The sequence below is a fragment of the Shewanella inventionis genome (genome assembly GCF_019931735.1).
In the GTDB taxonomy this organism is placed as follows: domain Bacteria; phylum Pseudomonadota; class Gammaproteobacteria; order Enterobacterales; family Shewanellaceae; genus Shewanella; species Shewanella inventionis.
Map to the genome: position 1 here is coordinate 4,578,761 of NZ_CP082926.1, position 16,554 is coordinate 4,595,314.

The 16,554-nt window shown below is 42.5% G+C and carries 12 protein-coding genes; 5 read left to right on the forward strand and 7 right to left on the reverse strand.

The features are described 5' to 3' along the window. The first annotated feature begins 20 nt into the window (after positions 1 to 20). From napG to K8B83_RS20575, 3 genes are read left to right on the forward strand one after another with little or no spacing between them, the layout of a single operon-like run. Positions 21 to 755: a ferredoxin-type protein NapG gene (gene napG / locus K8B83_RS20565; RefSeq protein ID WP_188738277.1), complete on the forward strand. Its 735-nt coding sequence runs from the start codon at positions 21 to 23 to the stop codon at positions 753 to 755. Next, positions 752 to 1,660, forward strand: coding sequence for a quinol dehydrogenase ferredoxin subunit NapH (gene napH, locus K8B83_RS20570; protein ID WP_188738279.1), 909 nt, complete (start codon positions 752 to 754; stop codon positions 1,658 to 1,660). The genes napG and napH overlap by 4 nt, the downstream gene beginning before the upstream one ends. A gap of 2 nt (positions 1,661 to 1,662) precedes the next feature. Next, complete coding sequence (locus K8B83_RS20575; protein WP_188738281.1) at positions 1,663 to 2,088, forward strand: nitrate reductase cytochrome c-type subunit; 426 nt, start codon at positions 1,663 to 1,665, stop codon at positions 2,086 to 2,088. An 88-nt stretch (positions 2,089 to 2,176) separates the two neighbouring features. On the opposite strand, the gene K8B83_RS20580 is transcribed toward K8B83_RS20575, so the two are convergent. Continuing rightward, a complete protein-coding gene (locus K8B83_RS20580; protein WP_188738283.1) occupies positions 2,177 to 2,329 on the reverse strand; it encodes a hypothetical protein in 153 nt (50 codons plus the stop codon). Positions 2,330 to 2,422: 93 nt separating this feature from the next. Here K8B83_RS20580 and K8B83_RS20585 point away from each other — a divergent pair, with 93 nt between their 5' ends. Beyond that, positions 2,423 to 3,325, forward strand: coding sequence for a LysR family transcriptional regulator (locus tag K8B83_RS20585; protein WP_188738285.1), 903 nt, complete (start codon positions 2,423 to 2,425; stop codon positions 3,323 to 3,325). A gap of 96 nt (positions 3,326 to 3,421) precedes the next feature. On the opposite strand, the gene fusA is transcribed toward K8B83_RS20585, so the two are convergent. The 3 genes from fusA to K8B83_RS20600 form a co-directional block, all read right to left on the reverse strand. After that, a complete protein-coding gene (gene fusA / locus K8B83_RS20590) occupies positions 3,422 to 5,515 on the reverse strand; it encodes an elongation factor G (RefSeq protein WP_188738287.1) in 2,094 nt (697 codons plus the stop codon). 620 nt (positions 5,516 to 6,135) lie between these two features. After that, positions 6,136 to 7,587, reverse strand: a complete 1,452-nt coding sequence (locus tag K8B83_RS20595) for a diguanylate cyclase (RefSeq protein ID WP_188738289.1) — start codon at positions 7,585 to 7,587, stop codon at positions 6,136 to 6,138. A 175-nt stretch (positions 7,588 to 7,762) separates the two neighbouring features. Continuing rightward, on the reverse strand, positions 7,763 to 12,316 hold the full coding sequence (locus K8B83_RS20600; RefSeq protein ID WP_188738291.1) for an ATP-binding protein: 4,554 nt from the start codon (positions 12,314 to 12,316) through the stop codon (positions 7,763 to 7,765). Positions 12,317 to 12,443: 127 nt separating this feature from the next. Between K8B83_RS20600 and K8B83_RS20605 the strand changes: the two genes are divergently transcribed. After that, positions 12,444 to 13,355: a LysR family transcriptional regulator gene (locus K8B83_RS20605; protein ID WP_188738293.1), complete on the forward strand. Its 912-nt coding sequence runs from the start codon at positions 12,444 to 12,446 to the stop codon at positions 13,353 to 13,355. 387 nt (positions 13,356 to 13,742) lie between these two features. Here the strand turns inward: K8B83_RS20605 and K8B83_RS20610 are convergent, their stop codons facing one another. The 3 genes from K8B83_RS20610 to K8B83_RS20620 are packed head-to-tail and all read right to left on the reverse strand — an operon-like array spanning position 13,743 to position 16,520. Further along, a complete protein-coding gene (locus K8B83_RS20610; RefSeq protein ID WP_223418782.1) occupies positions 13,743 to 15,062 on the reverse strand; it encodes a transporter in 1,320 nt (439 codons plus the stop codon). 29 nt (positions 15,063 to 15,091) lie between these two features. After that, complete coding sequence (locus K8B83_RS20615) at positions 15,092 to 15,805, reverse strand: hypothetical protein (protein WP_188738295.1); 714 nt, start codon at positions 15,803 to 15,805, stop codon at positions 15,092 to 15,094. Positions 15,806 to 15,815: 10 nt separating this feature from the next. Beyond that, positions 15,816 to 16,520 (reverse strand): C39 family peptidase, encoded by a 705-nt coding sequence (locus K8B83_RS20620; RefSeq protein ID WP_188738297.1) that lies wholly within the window; start codon positions 16,518 to 16,520, stop codon positions 15,816 to 15,818. Positions 16,521 to 16,554: the final 34 nt, after the last annotated feature.

Genomic DNA, 16,554 nt, shown 5'->3' on the forward strand with positions numbered 1-16,554 from the left:
GCATAAACGGAAATAATGTAATGAGTAAAGCCAATAGCAAATCAGCAAGTGTTAGCGGTATTAACCGTAGACAATTTCTGGCCACAACAGCGAAAGCCAGTTGTGTAATGGGTATGGTCGGTTTGGGGTTAACAACAGTTGCCACCCAATCTCGCCAACTGGACCCATTTGCTATTCGCCCACCTGGTGCATTGGCAGAAGACGATTTTCTCTCGGCATGTGTCCGTTGCGGACTTTGTGTAGAGGCTTGCCCATACGACACCCTCAAACTGGCTCGCTGGTTTGAGGGAGCAGCAACAGGCACACCTTATTTTACTGCACGCACTATTCCATGTGAAATGTGCGATGACATCCCTTGTGTTAAAGCTTGCCCTAGCGGTTCGCTCGATCACAAACTGGATAATATCGACGACGCAAAAATGGGAATTGCTGTATTAATCGACGAGAAAAATTGCCTTAACTACAGAGGTTTACGATGCGATGTTTGTTATCGGGTTTGCCCGCTAATCGATAAAGCTATCACGCTAGAACTGCAACGTAATGAAAAAAGCGGCCACCATGCAATGTTTTTACCCACTATCAACCCAGATGTTTGTACGGGCTGTGGAAAATGTGAACATGCATGTGTAACAGAGCAAGCGGTGATAAAAGTATTACCTAGCCATATCGCACTGGGCAAGTCGGCAGCTCATGACACTTATCAACACACCGAAGAAACCACACTTGAGATGCTAAATAAGGGGCTGTCGTTATGAGTAATCAACATCGCACAGCCACTAAATCAACGACACGTTTTGCCCAGGCAGCAATAGAAGAATTGGGGTGGTGGCGATCACACCGCTTCCTTATTCTTCGTAGGTTGTCGCAGCTAGGCGTATTGAGCTTATTTGCTATTGGCCCATTTTTTGGCCTCTGGTTATTTAAAGGAAATCTCTCAAGTAGTTTACTGCTGGACATCATTCCATTGAGTGATCCATTAGTCACATTGCAAGTGCTTACAAGTGGCCACTGGCCTGAATTAAGCTTATTACTTGGCGCCATTATCTTAGTAGGGATTTACGCTCTATTGGGTGGCAGAGTATTTTGCAGTTGGGTATGTCCAGTCAATATCATCACAGATGTGGCAAGTTGGGCGAGACGAAAATTATCTTTACCTCGCACCAGCGAAATACCACAAAACTTGCGTTATTACATGCTAACGCTTGTGTTGATATTACCTATTGCCACCGGTTTTACCGTGTGGGAATGGGTAAACCCAGTACCTATCGTCTATCGCGCATTATTATTTGGTGCTAGCAGTGGATTATGGGTATTGGTGGTTATCTTTTTGCTCGACACCTTTGTGGTTGAACGAGCTTGGTGCAGCCACTTATGTCCGACAGGGGCGTTATTTTCACTTGTAGGCAAAATCAGCCCAATAAAAATAGCTGCTGTACGAGCTGATGCCTGCAATAACTGCATGGATTGTTTTAGTGTTTGCCCTGAACGTCAGGTATTAAAACCTGTGTTGAAAAAAGGCAGCACTCAACCACTAATCCTCGACAGTAATTGCACCCTTTGTGGCCGTTGTATTGATGTTTGTGCACCGCGCGTATTCCAATATGAAAACCGATTTAAATCAAAATATTCGAACAGAATTCCTCTTAAGGTGGAGAGCTAGATATGAAAAAATTAATCACTTTAGCAGCGATAATGCTAGCGATTAGCGCTTACTCAGGACAACAGGCAAATGCAAATTCTGAGTCTGTTAAATTGTCATCACTTGCTGGTGATGTGAATGTCACCGATGTACGCCCGGCAGATGAAATGCCTGTATATCCTGCCCGCGGTAAATCGATTGAACGCACATTTGTGCATCAACCACCGATCATTCCGCACAAAGCAACTTATGCAATCAGTGCAGATAAAAATGGTTGTTTAAGCTGCCATAGCTGGGACAAAGCAAAGCGCATGAAAGCGACACCTGTCGATAAGTCTCATGTATTAGATGACAAAGGCACTGTGCAAGGTATGTACTATTTTTGCGATCAATGCCATGTCCCGCAAGCAGAAAACAAACAGCAGCTGGTCGAAAATACGTTTAATTAGTTAATATCCCCCCCGATGCTAACCGTTGCCGCTTGCACAACAAGCGGCTTTTTTATTTGCTTAAAACCAATGTCAAAAAAAACCCAGCTTACGCTGGGTTTGTTGTTTGTTGAACCTGCTGGCCCATTTGTGCACTTGGCTGTGCAGCCGTTTGCGATACATTAGCTGACTGTGCTTGGCGTTCAGCTGGCATAGCGGCTTGCCACAATGCGCCAACCCATAAACTTGAAACTGATTTCATAACTTTTGCTCCTTTGTGTTAATGACATCAAAGTAATGGCTTATGGTTTATCAGTAAAATGAATAAATATTCTTATCTGGATTCCATTTAGGCATGAACATATCAATCAAGAACTTACGTTGTTTTTTAACCTTAGTTGAGACTGAAAACTTTACCAGGGCCGCGCAAAAGAGCTTTATGACTCAGCCGACATTAAGCAAAATTATTCAGCGCATTGAAGACAATATTGGCGAACAATTGCTGATCCGTAGCAATCAAAGCGTAGAGCTGACACAAGCTGGTCGTATTTTTGCTCAAAGTGCACAAGAGATATTAGGTCACTGGCATCGCCTGCAAGAAGACATGAGTAATTTACGAGGACTAAAGTCTGGTGAACTCAGGCTAGGAGTGTGCCCAATGATGAGCAGTCTGATCATTGACTTACTCACTCAATATCGCCAAAAATACCCAGGAATCGCATTACAGATGTACGAATATGGCGGATTTGGGTGCGAGCAAGCGTTAATCAACAATAGCCTTGATATCGCGTTCACTGCACTTCCAACAACCCATAAGCATGAATTAGCTAGCCACCCCTTAAACCGGTATCCATTACTTGCTTGCTTACCTAAAGATCACCCGCTAACAACAAAAGCTAACATCAGCTGGCAAGACTTTGAGCCTTATCCTTTTATCTTATATAACGAAGACTTCTCACTCGCTAAACTGATCAGCCGACTGAGCCGCAAAGCAAGGGTTCAACTCAATATTGCCTTTAGGAGTGGTCAGTGGGATTTTATCGCCACAATGGTTGAAGCCAATATGGGCGTTGCGATATTGCCAGAACCAATCTGCCAACAGTTAACAACAAGCCAACTTGTGTTCAGGCCAATGCAACCGGCCATGACCTGGGATCTCGCCTTAATTTGGCGTCAAAACTTGCCACTCACACCACCAGCGCAAGCTTTGCTGTCGTTAAGTACTCCTAATACCAATCCGCAATCTCGGAACACTTAGGTCTAACCCACACCATTCTTTGTTATGAGAATCTAAATCGCAGGCATAAAAAAACCGCTGCCTAGGCAACGGTTTTTATCAGCAATAAGTTAAGAATTACTTCTTAGCTTCAGCAGCTTTACGCTCTTTAACCTGAGCAACAACTTTCTCAGATACGCTGTTAGGACATGGGCTGTAGTGTGAGAACTCCATAGAGAACTGACCACGGCCTGAAGTCATAGTACGTAGAGAACCGATGTAACCGAACATTTCTGATAACGGTACGTCAGCCTTGATACGAACACCAGTAACGCCAGCGTTTTGATCTTTGATCATACCGCGACGACGGTTTAAGTCACCAATTACGTCACCAACGTTGTCATCTGGGCTGAACACGTCAACTTTCATGATAGGCTCAAGAAGTTGTGGCTTAGCTTTAGCGATAGACTGACGGAACGCGCCTTTAGCAGCGATTTCGAACGCGATAGCTGACGAGTCAACTGCGTGGAAAGCACCGTCTGTTAGTTCGAATTCAACGTCTAACACTGGGAAGCCAGCGATAGTACCAGTGTTCATCATGCTACCGAAACCTTTCTGAACCGCAGGCCAGAATTCTTTAGGTACGTTACCACCAACAACTGAAGACTTGAACACAAAACCTGTGTTTGCTTCACCTGGGCGGATTTTATAGTCGATCTTACCGAACTGACCAGAACCACCAGACTGTTTCTTATGCGTGTAGCTATCTTCAACTTCTGCAGTGATAGTTTCACGGTAAGCAACTTGAGGCTCACCAACGATTAGTTCAACACCGTAAGTACGCTTAAGGATGTCTACTTTAATGTCTAAGTGAAGCTCACCCATACCTTTAAGGATGGTTTCGCCTGAATCTTCGTCAGTTTCTACGCGGAAAGATGGATCTTCTGCAATCATTTTACCGATAGCGATACCCATTTTCTCACTGCCGCCTTTATCTTTTGGCGCTACAGCGATAGAGATAACTGGCTCTGGGAACACCATGGCTTCTAGAGTACATGGGTGCTTAGGATCACATAAAGTGTGACCAGTTTGTACGTTCTTCATACCAACGATAGCGATAATGTCACCAGCTTGTGCTGATTCTAATTCGTTACGTTCGTTAGCTTGCATCTCAACCATACGGCCAACACGCTCAGTTTTGCCAGTAGCAGAGTTAAGGATGGTGTCACCCTTCTTGATACGGCCTGAGTAGATACGTACGAATGTTAATGCACCAAAACGGTCATCCATAATCTTGAACGCTAACGCTTTTAATGGCGCTTCTGCATCAACGATTGCGAATTCACCAGTTTCGTTACCTTCTTCGTCAGTTAAAGGTTGTGGATCAACTTCAACTGGGTCTGGTAGGTAATCAACAACTGCGTCTAGTAATAACTGCATACCTTTGTTTTTGAATGCGCTACCACAGTATGTTGGGAAGAAGTGCATAGTACGAGTACCGGCACGGATACAACGCTTAATGTCTTCAATAGAAGGTTCAGTACCTTCCATGTAAGCTTCCATTAAATCGTCATCCATTTCTACAGCAGATTCGATTAACATTTCACGGTATTCTTCAACCATGTCAACCATGTCAGCTGGCACGTCTTGAATTTCGAAATTTTCTGGTAAACCAGAATCATCCCATACGTGTGCTTTACGAGTTAATAGATCAACAACACCAATAAATTGGTCTTCGATACCGATTGGTAGAACCATAACTAACGGGTTAGCCGCTAATACGTCTTTAGTTTGCTTAACAACACGTAAGAAGTCAGCACCCATACGGTCTAACTTGTTTACGAAGATGATACGCGAAACTTCTGAATCGTTAGCATAACGCCAGTTAGTTTCAGACTGAGGCTCAACACCGCCGCTGCCACAGAATACACCAATACCACCGTCAAGCACTTTAAGCGAACGGTATACTTCAACTGTGAAGTCAACGTGGCCTGGGGTGTCGATGACGTTGAAACGGTGATCATTCCAGAAACAACTTACTGCTGCTGACTGAATGGTAATACCGCGCTCAGCTTCCTGTTCCATGAAGTCAGTTGTCGATTCACCATCGTGAACTTCACCGATCTTGTGGATCTTACCGGTTAGCTTAAGGATACGCTCGGTGGTCGTGGTTTTACCCGCGTCAACGTGAGCGAAGATACCAATGTTTCTGTATTTGGATAATTCGGTCATGATTCAACTTTAATGATTAGTTTAAGAAGTAGACGGAGCATGCGAAAAGGAACCGACACACCGCACATCAGGTTATTAAGGCGCATATTGTAAATTGGAACCTTGCTGGGCGCAAATGGCTGTTGCAATATTTATTTGTTTTTAGCAAAAAAAACATCAAAAAAAGCTAGTTAGTTACTATAAAACAATAGATTAAAAATAATAGATTATTTTTTAACCAAAACGAATTTAACGATAAAAAATAAGAATTATGTCTTTTCGAATCAAAATGCACGTCAATAAGCGCATTTTATTTTAATTAACGCACGATCCACGTCGATTAAGGATACTCAATAACCTCGGGATCCTCACAAATATGATGATTAGGGATGCGTATAACTGAAAATTTCATCAATTTATCGATGATGGCTCAAATCATTACAAGCAAACGCCATCATAAAATTGCCAGGTAAAATCGCCTGTAATGATGTGCTAAGGTTTTTACCCACATTATGGTGTTGGCTATGAAAACGCTCAATACTTTCGAGGTAAGCTGATGAACAGCGCCAGCCAATCAATCAACCTACACTGAATATCCCAAAAAGCTGGCGTAAAAGCAAAAATAACCATACACCGCCAGGTTAAGCACAGCAGTAGGTATTACGACCCGATTGCTTAGCCTTAAATAAAGCACTATCAGCGCGCTCAAAACAGGTTTGAATGGTTTCAGATTCGCCAAGTTCTGCAACACCAAAGCTGCAAGTGACTTTAATATTGTTCTGGAACGAAAACTGAGTAAGGTCTTTTGCAATGCGCTGGCTAAGATCTGCCGCGCCTTGTAAATCAAGGTGTTTACAGACAATCACAAACTCTTCACCGCCCCAGCGGGCAACAACGTCACCGTCACGCACAGATGCTTGAAGTACTTGCGCAACCTGCACTAGCACTTTATCGCCAATGGCATGTCCGTACATATCGTTAATCGCTTTGAAATAATCGATATCAATAATGATCAAGCTGACACAATCATTGCGATATGACCGTTCGTCGTTCAAAAAGGTTTGGTTAAAGTAATGACGGTTGTATAACTTCGTTAATGGATCGTGCTGTGCAAAAAAATCAAGGTCACTATTTTTTTGCTCAAGTTCATGTTGCAATTTTTGCATTTGTTTATTTTTGGCACTGAGGTGATGGTTATACTTAGCCATGCTGACCGTTCGATACAATAAAAACAGGATAAATCCCCCCAGAGCGGCGAGTACCTGATAGATCACACTGTAATCTATATCTTCAATCACGGTGATGTTGTGCCATTTTTTATAAATAGCAATATGATCAGCATGGGTGATTTGGGCTAACCCAGCGTTAATTTGTGTAAGCAAAGCTTGCTTAGAGTCAATAACACCTATGCGTAGCTCGTCTTCAGGGCCACCCCAACCCGCTATTTTTAATGACGTTAACCCTTGCTGCTGAATGTAAGCATTGACTGAAAACATTGAGCCAACAAATACATCTACTTCGCCTTTAGCCACTTTTTGCAAGCCTTCACGCTCACTTTGGGTTAACACGGTATCGATACCAGGATAATACTGCTGAATATACTCAACTAATCGATAATCTCTCGGAATGGCAAGCGAGCGCTGACCAATATGCTCAAAGCCTTGTAAAAATGGCTCTGTTTTCAGTGACACAAGAACATTTGGGGATTTAAAAAAGACATCGCTAAATAACAAATACCGATCGCGTTTTGGCGTTTGATTCAACATTGGCGTTAACTCGCATTCACCTTGTTGCAGTAACGCTAAAGTCTGTCGCCAGGATGAAGTAGGGACCAACACAAAACTCAACCCTGTGTATTTTGTCAGTAAGCTTAGATAATCAGACGATATCCCAGTATGACGCCCATCAATAATTGCCTCGTAAGGCAGCCAATCAGGATCGACACAATAACGGACAACATGGTCCTCTTTTAAGTTAGCCGAATTAGCCGCTTGTGCATAAGCAAAAGCAGTGGGAGCTAGCCCATAAGCAATACAAATAAGTACAAAAATTTGTAATGTGCCGAGTAATGTCAATCCCTTGCGATTAAACAATGCTGATACTCAATGATATTTGGACAATCAATTTATACCAATTAGCACAATCTCTGATCACTTAATTATCCTGATTGGTATTATCCTCAAAGAAGTGTAGTCCATGCCACGAAAACCGAGACAAAAAAATACCCGCCAAATGGCGGGTATGTTATGTAACGACTATATGCCTACATTACGCTTCTACAGGCGATATCACAAACAACAAATCACCTTGCGACACTTGTTGGCCATTACTATTGAGAATACGCTCAATACGGTATTTTTGGTCTTCAGGATAGAGCACTCCAGTTTGGCGGTTAAAGCCAGCGAGTGTGACCTGAGAGAACATCTTCATCGCTTCCATGAGCGCGAGAGTTTGTTCAACTGTCACTATGTCGCCTTCTTTAACAAAGTCAGCTTCACCCGGAGCTGGAGAGGTATAGAATATCCCTGCACCTTGTGCCAACACTTTAAGCTCATTACTTTCGCCAACACGCAATGATTCTGTGTCTACCGCCATAGCTTCTGCCGCGGCTTCCATTTCTGCAATTAATGCAGGAATGTCTAACTCGGCCATTAAGCGTGGTAAGTAGTTTGTATCATACACACCCTCATTAAATGTTGGGTCTTTCAGAATGAGCTTTAACAACGGAATGTTAGTCGCAATACCCTTAATAACCACGCTATCTAGGTAAGCGTACATTTTAGCCACGACGTCGGCACGGTCTTTACCACGAATAATGATTTGGGCAATCAAGCTGTCGTAGTATGGCGACACTTCTTTACCTGCCTCAGCAATCGAGATAATTTCAACATCATCTCGCTGTGGCATTACACATTCGGTGATTTTACCTGGGTTAGGAATAAGCTGCAAAATACCATTGCTGTCTAAAGCCGCTTTTTCGGCTGTAACACGCACTTCCATCGCATAACCTTGCTCAACAGGCTCGAGTTTCTCAATCGAACGGCCAGCAGCAATATCAAACTGCGCACTCACAATGTCGATGCCTGAGGTAGCTTCGGTTACCGGATGCTCTACTTGCAGACGTGTATTCATTTCCATGAAGTACACTTCATTTGCATCAAGGTTATAAATAAACTCAACAGTACCCGCGCCCATGTAATCGGTCGCATCACCTAACGCACGAGTGTATTCCATCACGCGTTGCTTAAGCTCTTCAGGCAACATTGTAGAACCAGACTCTTCAATCACTTTCTGGTTGTTACGTTGTACAGAACAGTCACGAATACCCAGTACTTTAGTATTGCCAAACTTGTCACGCAGTAACTGCACTTCAATGTGGCGTAATGAGGTTACATACTTCTCTAAGTACAAATCACCATTACCAAATGCAGCGGCAGCTTCTGTTGATGTTTTTTGGAATAAACCAATCATGTCCTCAGGGCGTTTAACAACCTGAATACCTTTACCACCACCACCTTGCACTGCTTTAAGTAGCACAGGATAACCAATTTCAGATGCCACGTTCACTGCTTGCTCTGCGTTAGTCAAAATACCATGACTACCTGGAACAACCGGCACATTATGGGCCTGAGATGTATGGATAGCGTTAGACTTGTTACCCATGGTTGTCATTGAGTGCACACTTGGACCAACAAAGTTAACGCCGTTGTTCACACATAATGCCGCAAATTGTGGGCTTTCAGATAAAAAGCCAATACCAGGGTGTAATGCGTCTACATCTTCATACTCAGCAACTTTTAATACTGAATAAGCATTTAAATAACTTTCGTCTGATGTATTACCACCAATACAAACCAGCTTATCCGTTTCTTTCAACATATCCGCTGGCACAGAGGTCATATCAGGATCTGACGCCACTAAAACCACATTAATGTTGTTATCGTGTGCTTTACGGATCAATTTAACTGCTGTACAGCCACGCGCATGCACCAAGACTTTATCGATCGGCTTCATCAATGCACGAGGATCGTCTTGTACAATCTCTTCTTCCACTTCAACCACTTCTGGCACGAGTGAAGACAACGCTTTACTGATCACATCTTCAATTTTAGCGGTTGGCAAAGGCATTAACGGATCAATACCAGATAACTGAGTATCTAACGTTTCGCTAAATGGGTTATGCACAAGCCCTGTCATCGCACCGGGTACTTTAGACAAGTAATTAGATAGCGTTGCAGTAGACGGTAAATATGCTGGTACCACCATTTGCCCTGCAAATGGCATGTTAGTGCCAGACAAATAGTAAGTTTGCACTAACGGGTGAGTCACAAAACTCGCCTGCGCACCACCAGTACAATCACCAAAGCCAAACATCAATACAGGTAATTCGTTATCGCGAATAAAGCGAGTAATACGATCGTTTACCACCGCCATTGAGAATAGCGCCGCTGCACCTTCTTTAGTCTGCATACCGCCAGAACTGATAAAACAAATTACCGGTAACTTGCGCTTAGCACACTCAATCAACAGCGCACTGAATTTCTCAGCACTTGCCATATCAAATGCGCCAGCTTGGAATGCGGTATTTGATACAGCAACACCAACACGTAACTTATTACCCTTGTTATTAAAATCCGCTAAACCAGTGATCAAACCACAAGGACGGATCTTTTTATCAATGGCATCTTCAATCGATAAACGGAACCCAGGGAAGTTAAGCAAGTTGGCTGACATTTTGTCAGCATCAATTTCATCAAACTTAGTGAAAAACTGATTGATGACATTTTCCCAGCCCATCTTGCCTTGTTTTTTCTCTTCGCGAAGCACTTTTTGGATCAATAAGTCTTGGTAACCCATGGTTAAGCGGTTCCAAAAGTCCTTACGACGACCAATTCTTACAGGGTTAATCGTCCCAGTGTATTTGTCGTGATCTTCTTCACTGTCAAAGTATTCAGGTAATAAACGCTCGAAGAAGTAGGTCAAAATAACAAATAACGAATCATTTAACTGTGGAAAACCCACACTCTTCCACTGCTCTACCCGTGTTAATAATTCGGCACGGTTAGACTGGCCCATAAAGTACTTAAGCCATTTATAAAACTTGTTTTTGTCGTTCGCTTTGTCGTTCGTTGATAACGCATTATCGATAGACTTGTGTAACAACTTATCTACTGATTCGCGTGATAAGCTTTTCGACATCATCGCTTCTTTCGAAATAGACGCTAAGCTACCAACAACATTGTCATAAAGCGCATTAAAAATAAGCACGTTATGACACTGCCAAATAAAGTCTTCGCGCAGCTCGTCGTTAACCACTACATCGAGAACTGTCAGCTGATTAAGTTCAGGCCATGGTGCCTGAGTTGCTGACTTTGGTAATGATTCTAAATGCTTAATTAAGCCTTTAAAGTTGTTAGCTGCGTTACTCTTCCAACGGTGGTATAAAGACCAACCAATATTGAATAACAATGCCTTACGTGCTTTTTTGTAGTTTTCTTTTGGCTCACCCAAAATAAAACGCGTAATCATATTACGTTCAGTAGAAATCTCACTGCGCTTAGTACTAAATGTACCCCAAAGCTTGTTGAGTTCTTCGTCGTAAACCAGTTTGTCAGGGTTAGTTAACCAAGCCTGGAACACACGCTCTTGCTCTTGCTTAATACGTTCTAACAAGTCGCCTTTTGGTACGCTTACTTTAGATAAGCGGCCATATTGCTCTTGCGAAATCGATTGAATACGGCTACGAAGTGTTAAATAACGTAAATAACGATAAGCACTACCAAAAATGTTGTGGTACATGGTCGGATCGCTAGCGACCGACAAACCCGTGTTATTTTCCAGCGTTAATAAGTTTTTAGACGGGGTTAAGAAACGCTGTAAACTACGATCGTAATGCTCTTTTAAATCAGCCGAATCTCGCACAAAACTCATTGCTGCGCGTTCAACTGCCTCAATAGAGCTAATAATCGCACGACGTAAGTTATGCTGACGCTCATCTTTATCTGATGGAGAAAAATCAACAATTCCGTCAATACAACCTGAGGTATATAGCTCTTCTGGAGAAACACCAACAGATTTAGCACACTCTTGCCAAGACAAGTTGTATTTACGCGCAATGCTTTGTAAACCTTGTGGTTGAATCGTGTTAAAAATACCATCACGAACCGACAATAAGATGTTAGCAGCAGCTAATGGAATAGCACCGCCAGAATAACCTGCACCAATCACAATACCCACTGTTGGTACATCAACATTGGCACTTTCTGCAATGGCTTTTGAAATTGAATGCGCCTGGTTTTGGCTGTTAGCAATTTCACCCGCATCGGCACCTGGGGTGTCAATCAAATACACAATTGGCATCGACAATTGAGCAAAATGACGGATTGCTTTACAAGCGGCAAGGTGATGCTCAGGCATCCACGCACCATTGGCTGTTGTACGCTCTTGAGCAATAAAACCAACTCGACGAGTGCGAGTACCAAAATTTAGCTCAACCTCGGCACGGTAAAATGGACCCGCATGACTTTCAGCAATCATCTTACCTTTTAAGTCTGCGATCATTCGCTTCGCACCAGGGCGATTTTTATCGAGTGTTGGTTGAATGACTTTGGTCACATAACCATCAACATCTAAAGACGCTAAGTTCTTTAAATTTGCCTGAATAGCGTCTTCACTTAATAGTCCTTTGACTTCTTCAGATAAACTCTGCTTGTTATGAGCAGGAAATAATGAAAAATCTTTAGCCAAGTGTTCAGCTTGTAAAAAAAGTGGGTCAGCCGATAGTGCTTGAGTTTTGTTAGCGGGCTGCTTTTTGCTGGTCATCCTTAGATCCTCTGCTTATATAGCCTCTGAAATTTTTATAGCTCGTAAATATAACTTTGTTAGCGGGCAAATTACCACATATACTACCGTGGACGCTTTGTTCCATAAATGAGACAGTGAGATCAAAATGCCCGATTTGAACGGTATGATGCTGTTTGCAGCGGTTGTAAGAGCAAAAGGATTCTCTCAAGCTGCACGAGACATCGGACAACCTAAATCAACCATAAGCCGAAAAGTGGCTCAATTAGAAGAGCAACTTGGAGTACGTTTATTACAACGTGACACCCGAAATTTAAGCCTGACTCAAGTTGGCGCATTGTTTTTTCAACACTGTGACTCTATTAGTCACGAAATTGAAGCCGCAAAAGCCATTATAGAGAATACTCATACTGATATTTCAGGATCATTACGGATTGCCATTCCGGTGTCATTTTCGCAAGATGTGATTGGCCATTTATGTTCCAGTTTTATGCGCCTTTACCCTAACATTGAACTCGATATTCAGTTTACTGATAACGACGTTGGCCTAGTGGGTGAAGGTTACGACATCGCCATTAAATATGGTCCATTACAATCATCTGATTTAGTCGCCAGACTCTTGTTCGAGCGGCAGCCCATTTTGGTTGCAAGCCCAGGATACATTAAAAAATTTAACAGCCCAGCCACGCCACAGGAGCTTGCTCAACACCATGGCATTTTACTTGGAACCACATTGTCTGCGCCCATTTGGCCGCTGGGCAAAGGTAATCGTAAAATGATGGCGACCTTTAAACGTAAAGTGCGAGTGAACAGTGCCAGTATGGTAAAACGCTTAGCTCTTGATGATTTTGGTATTGCGATGCTATCTAATACCAGTTGTAAACAAGAACTGGCAAGCGGAAGTTTAGTGCCGATTTTACAGGATTGGCCGATGGAGTCGTTTAAAGTATATGGTGTGTATTCCAGCCGCCGCCAGCTTGCTAGTAACATTAGCGCTTTTTTAGACTTTTTCACAAAACGTTACACCAGCCAAGAATCTCTTCACTCTATGATGGGATAGACGATGAGGGGTAAATTCAATATCTTGATCAATCCCTCATTTGGCTGATTACGTAAAAAATTATTGTGGATCGATTCTACCCGAACTTAACGAATATCAATCAGGATAAGTGAACAGAGGTTGCGTAGGGAAAATCGTTTAGAATAAGGCAGGAATTGCAGCTAGCTAGTTGTTTTACCTTCAAAATTTCTAACGACATTCTAAGCGATTTAAACCAGTAAGATTGATCGCATTATTGTGCTTATGGTATAAGTTAAACCACAGCCATTGCCAACAAATTTGATGGTAATGGCTGGCCAAAACTCGAATTCCACTGTTCACGTATCTAGAACACGTCCGATAGCTTAACGAGATCTAGCTGATCGTATTAGATATTTATCAGCGACTTTAGAAACGGTATGGAAAACGTAAACTGATTTGATAATCAGGAGAGTCTTCTGTAAGCCCCGCACCTATCGATGTCACCATCGACAAATTAGGTGATAACGCTAAAGTTGCTCCAATACCTAAGCTGGCAGTGTTAGTGTCGGTTCTTGGTATTTTCTCCCAATCTCCGCCTTCTGGTCTTTGCTTAGTTTTACTGTAAAAGCGTTGATTGAAGCTCATACTTAAACTCATTCGTTCAGACACGGCAAAAGCAAGACCCAAGCTGTAATCAAGGTAATTGCCTAAATCAATTTCACCTGGGCTTTTGCCCACAGCACCAGAAAGATCGTCAAATTCCTCTTTAAAGCTTGCGCCATAATTTAAATTAAAAAATACGATAGCGGGATCAAAGGTTTTGGCAAGACTAAACCCTGTAGACACACTCCAAACTCCTGAACCTGAAGCCATTTCAGTGGGGTAAGTTAAATTGCCCGACTCTGAGGTTTCTAACGCGATACCAAATGGATCTTGTCCTGTAGGCGCACGTACCTTAAAGTTCCACACCCAATCTGGCCAATCGTACGACTCAGAATTTAAACGATAATAAACAGCGGCACTGACATCCCCGATTTGGCCACCGCTAATTTTAGCCGTTTCATAACGTTGGCTAGAATTACCTTCGCCAACAGAATCATACTGACTCCAACGGTAAAGGTAAGGTAATCCGAGTTCAAACTGCCAGTAGTCGTTTAATGTGTAACGCGTTGTTAGATCAAATTGCGTGGTATTGGTGCGAATACGATCTAAATTCAAATTACCCAAAAATATCGCATCTAAGGCTAAAAAACCTCTAAGGATGAGATCTTTACGGCTGTAATAACTGTAAGTAAATGAAGGCTCAACGGTAAACTTGCGGGTAAATACATTATGCGCTTCTTGCAGTACATCATCGGTACTTCTAGCTCTATCAGGGGCTTTTTTACGATCCGAGCCATTTGTCGACTTTGCGGTTTGTTGATTAGATTCGGCTTGTGGCTTTTGCGCTACTTGCGGCTGAGTTGGCGGCGCAGTTTGCGGAGTTGTCGTTGCAACATCTGTCGATTGAGTTTGCCTTAATAATGCTTCTTGTTTCAGTACCTGTTGAGCCATCTGATTAATCGTTTGTTGCTGCAACTTTATTTGCTGATTTAATTGAATCAACTTCTGTTTAAGCTCAGCAATGTCTTGATCAGATAGCGTCGATACCGAGGCGGGTTGAGAATGAGTGTCTGCAGCGTACGCGGGTATTGCAACTAAACTTGGCAATACCACTGCGACAGCTGAGGTCCATTTCTTATTCATAAATACATCCTTGGCTTGTACAAAATGAATTAAAATCCGAGAGCGGTTAAATCACTAATTTGCCTACCAAGTATAGTTGACTCAATTGGTCCAACAGGCATACCGTCATACCTCAGTGTAGACTGATTTATGACACCATGACTGAGTCCGTCAATAAAAATGCTTTGCACCAGCTGACCATTGCCGTTTTGATAACTCATGCCTTGAGTTGCACTGCCCGATGCTAACTCGACTTGATAACCAAGAGAATTGGCATTAGCAGAAAATCTTGTACTTCCATTTTGGCTCACCAGTGTTGTACCTACTGACACATTAATCCCATGCGACAGCGGTGTTAACCGTCCCTGAGCCATATCAAGCTCATTAATGGCTAAGTTTTCACTACCTGCAATTTGAATACGCTGTTGTAAACCGGCAGATTGCCCTAACGAATCAAGCTCAATGCCCTGTTGACTGTCAACTGCATTGGGATCACTAATCGTAATATTAATTAAAGGTTGATTATCGACTTGGCTGATTTCGATTTGCATACCGACTTGCTGATGAACACCATTATCTTGAATAAACTGAGTTTGCATTTGTAAGCCAAAATAATAATCTTGGCCATTATTTGTGTATTTACCTTTCATAGAATCTAACTCAAAGTCAGTCAATACTTGGCTTTGTTGAAACACTGACAACGAAGGTGGACTGGCTATCACAGGCGTTGTGATAGTCAGCAAGAGCATCATGCTTAATTTCATACCTTCCTCCTTAAAGCATATCTGAATATGAAAAACCAAACTCAAGCAATTCGGCATCCGTCATTGGAGACAATGGATCAAGCGTGTTTAGCGTTAATTTAGCTCTTGGGTGTAATAAAGGATTATCACGTTGATAATCTTGCCCTATTACCACAAACACTACGCCATTCCATTTTTGTTTAAACTCATCCATGCTCATAATTCGATTACCGAGCGCAGGGTCGCCTAAATACACCTCTCCATCATCATGGCGCCGAAACACAACAAAGTGACTATAGCCACCATCATTAAGTAACACGATCGCAGGGATTTTTAACAACGACATCTCTGCTTCACCAACTTTATAGCCTCGACCTCTTAAACCTTGTGATTGTAAATAGCGTTTCATATTCAGCAGTGAAAAACCTTGATCTTTAACCAAGGCCAAATCGGCATGTTCTAGCATGCCAATGAGCACTTTTTGCTCATTAATATCATCGCGGTCATACGCATATTTGAGTACGCTAGCGAGACTTGCTGCACCACATGAAAAATCCGTTTTTTGTTCAATCACATATTCAAATTTACGCTCCCGTATACTTTGTATCTGCTTAGAATATGTTCCCATCCCTGGCACCACACCAGTAAGCGGGATATTGGCAGCAAAACAGCTCGCAGGGAGATGTAAGTAAATCAAGAAAGATAAAGCGAGCACGCTTAACGTTGTGTTATTCATAGTATGGATCAGGGGGTTGCCCCCCTGCCTTATT

Excerpts from the sequence above, each read along its gene's own strand:
- napH (WP_188738279.1), top strand. The coding sequence starts at position 752 with ATGAGTAATCAACATCGCACAGCCACTAAATCAACGACACGTTTTGCC.
- K8B83_RS20620 (WP_188738297.1), bottom strand. The coding sequence starts at position 16,520 with ATGAATAACACAACGTTAAGCGTGCTCGCTTTATCTTTCTTGATTTAC.
- fusA (WP_188738287.1), bottom strand. The coding sequence starts at position 5,515 with ATGACCGAATTATCCAAATACAGAAACATTGGTATCTTCGCTCACGTT.
- K8B83_RS20580 (WP_188738283.1), bottom strand. The coding sequence starts at position 2,329 with ATGAAATCAGTTTCAAGTTTATGGGTTGGCGCATTGTGGCAAGCCGCT.
- K8B83_RS20610 (WP_223418782.1), bottom strand. The coding sequence starts at position 15,062 with ATGAATAAGAAATGGACCTCAGCTGTCGCAGTGGTATTGCCAAGTTTA.
- K8B83_RS20615 (WP_188738295.1), bottom strand. The coding sequence starts at position 15,805 with ATGAAATTAAGCATGATGCTCTTGCTGACTATCACAACGCCTGTGATA.
- K8B83_RS20605 (WP_188738293.1), top strand. The coding sequence starts at position 12,444 with ATGCCCGATTTGAACGGTATGATGCTGTTTGCAGCGGTTGTAAGAGCA.
- K8B83_RS20600 (WP_188738291.1), bottom strand. The coding sequence starts at position 12,316 with ATGACCAGCAAAAAGCAGCCCGCTAACAAAACTCAAGCACTATCGGCT.
- napG (WP_188738277.1), top strand. The coding sequence starts at position 21 with ATGAGTAAAGCCAATAGCAAATCAGCAAGTGTTAGCGGTATTAACCGT.
- K8B83_RS20575 (WP_188738281.1), top strand. The coding sequence starts at position 1,663 with ATGAAAAAATTAATCACTTTAGCAGCGATAATGCTAGCGATTAGCGCT.
- K8B83_RS20585 (WP_188738285.1), top strand. The coding sequence starts at position 2,423 with ATGAACATATCAATCAAGAACTTACGTTGTTTTTTAACCTTAGTTGAG.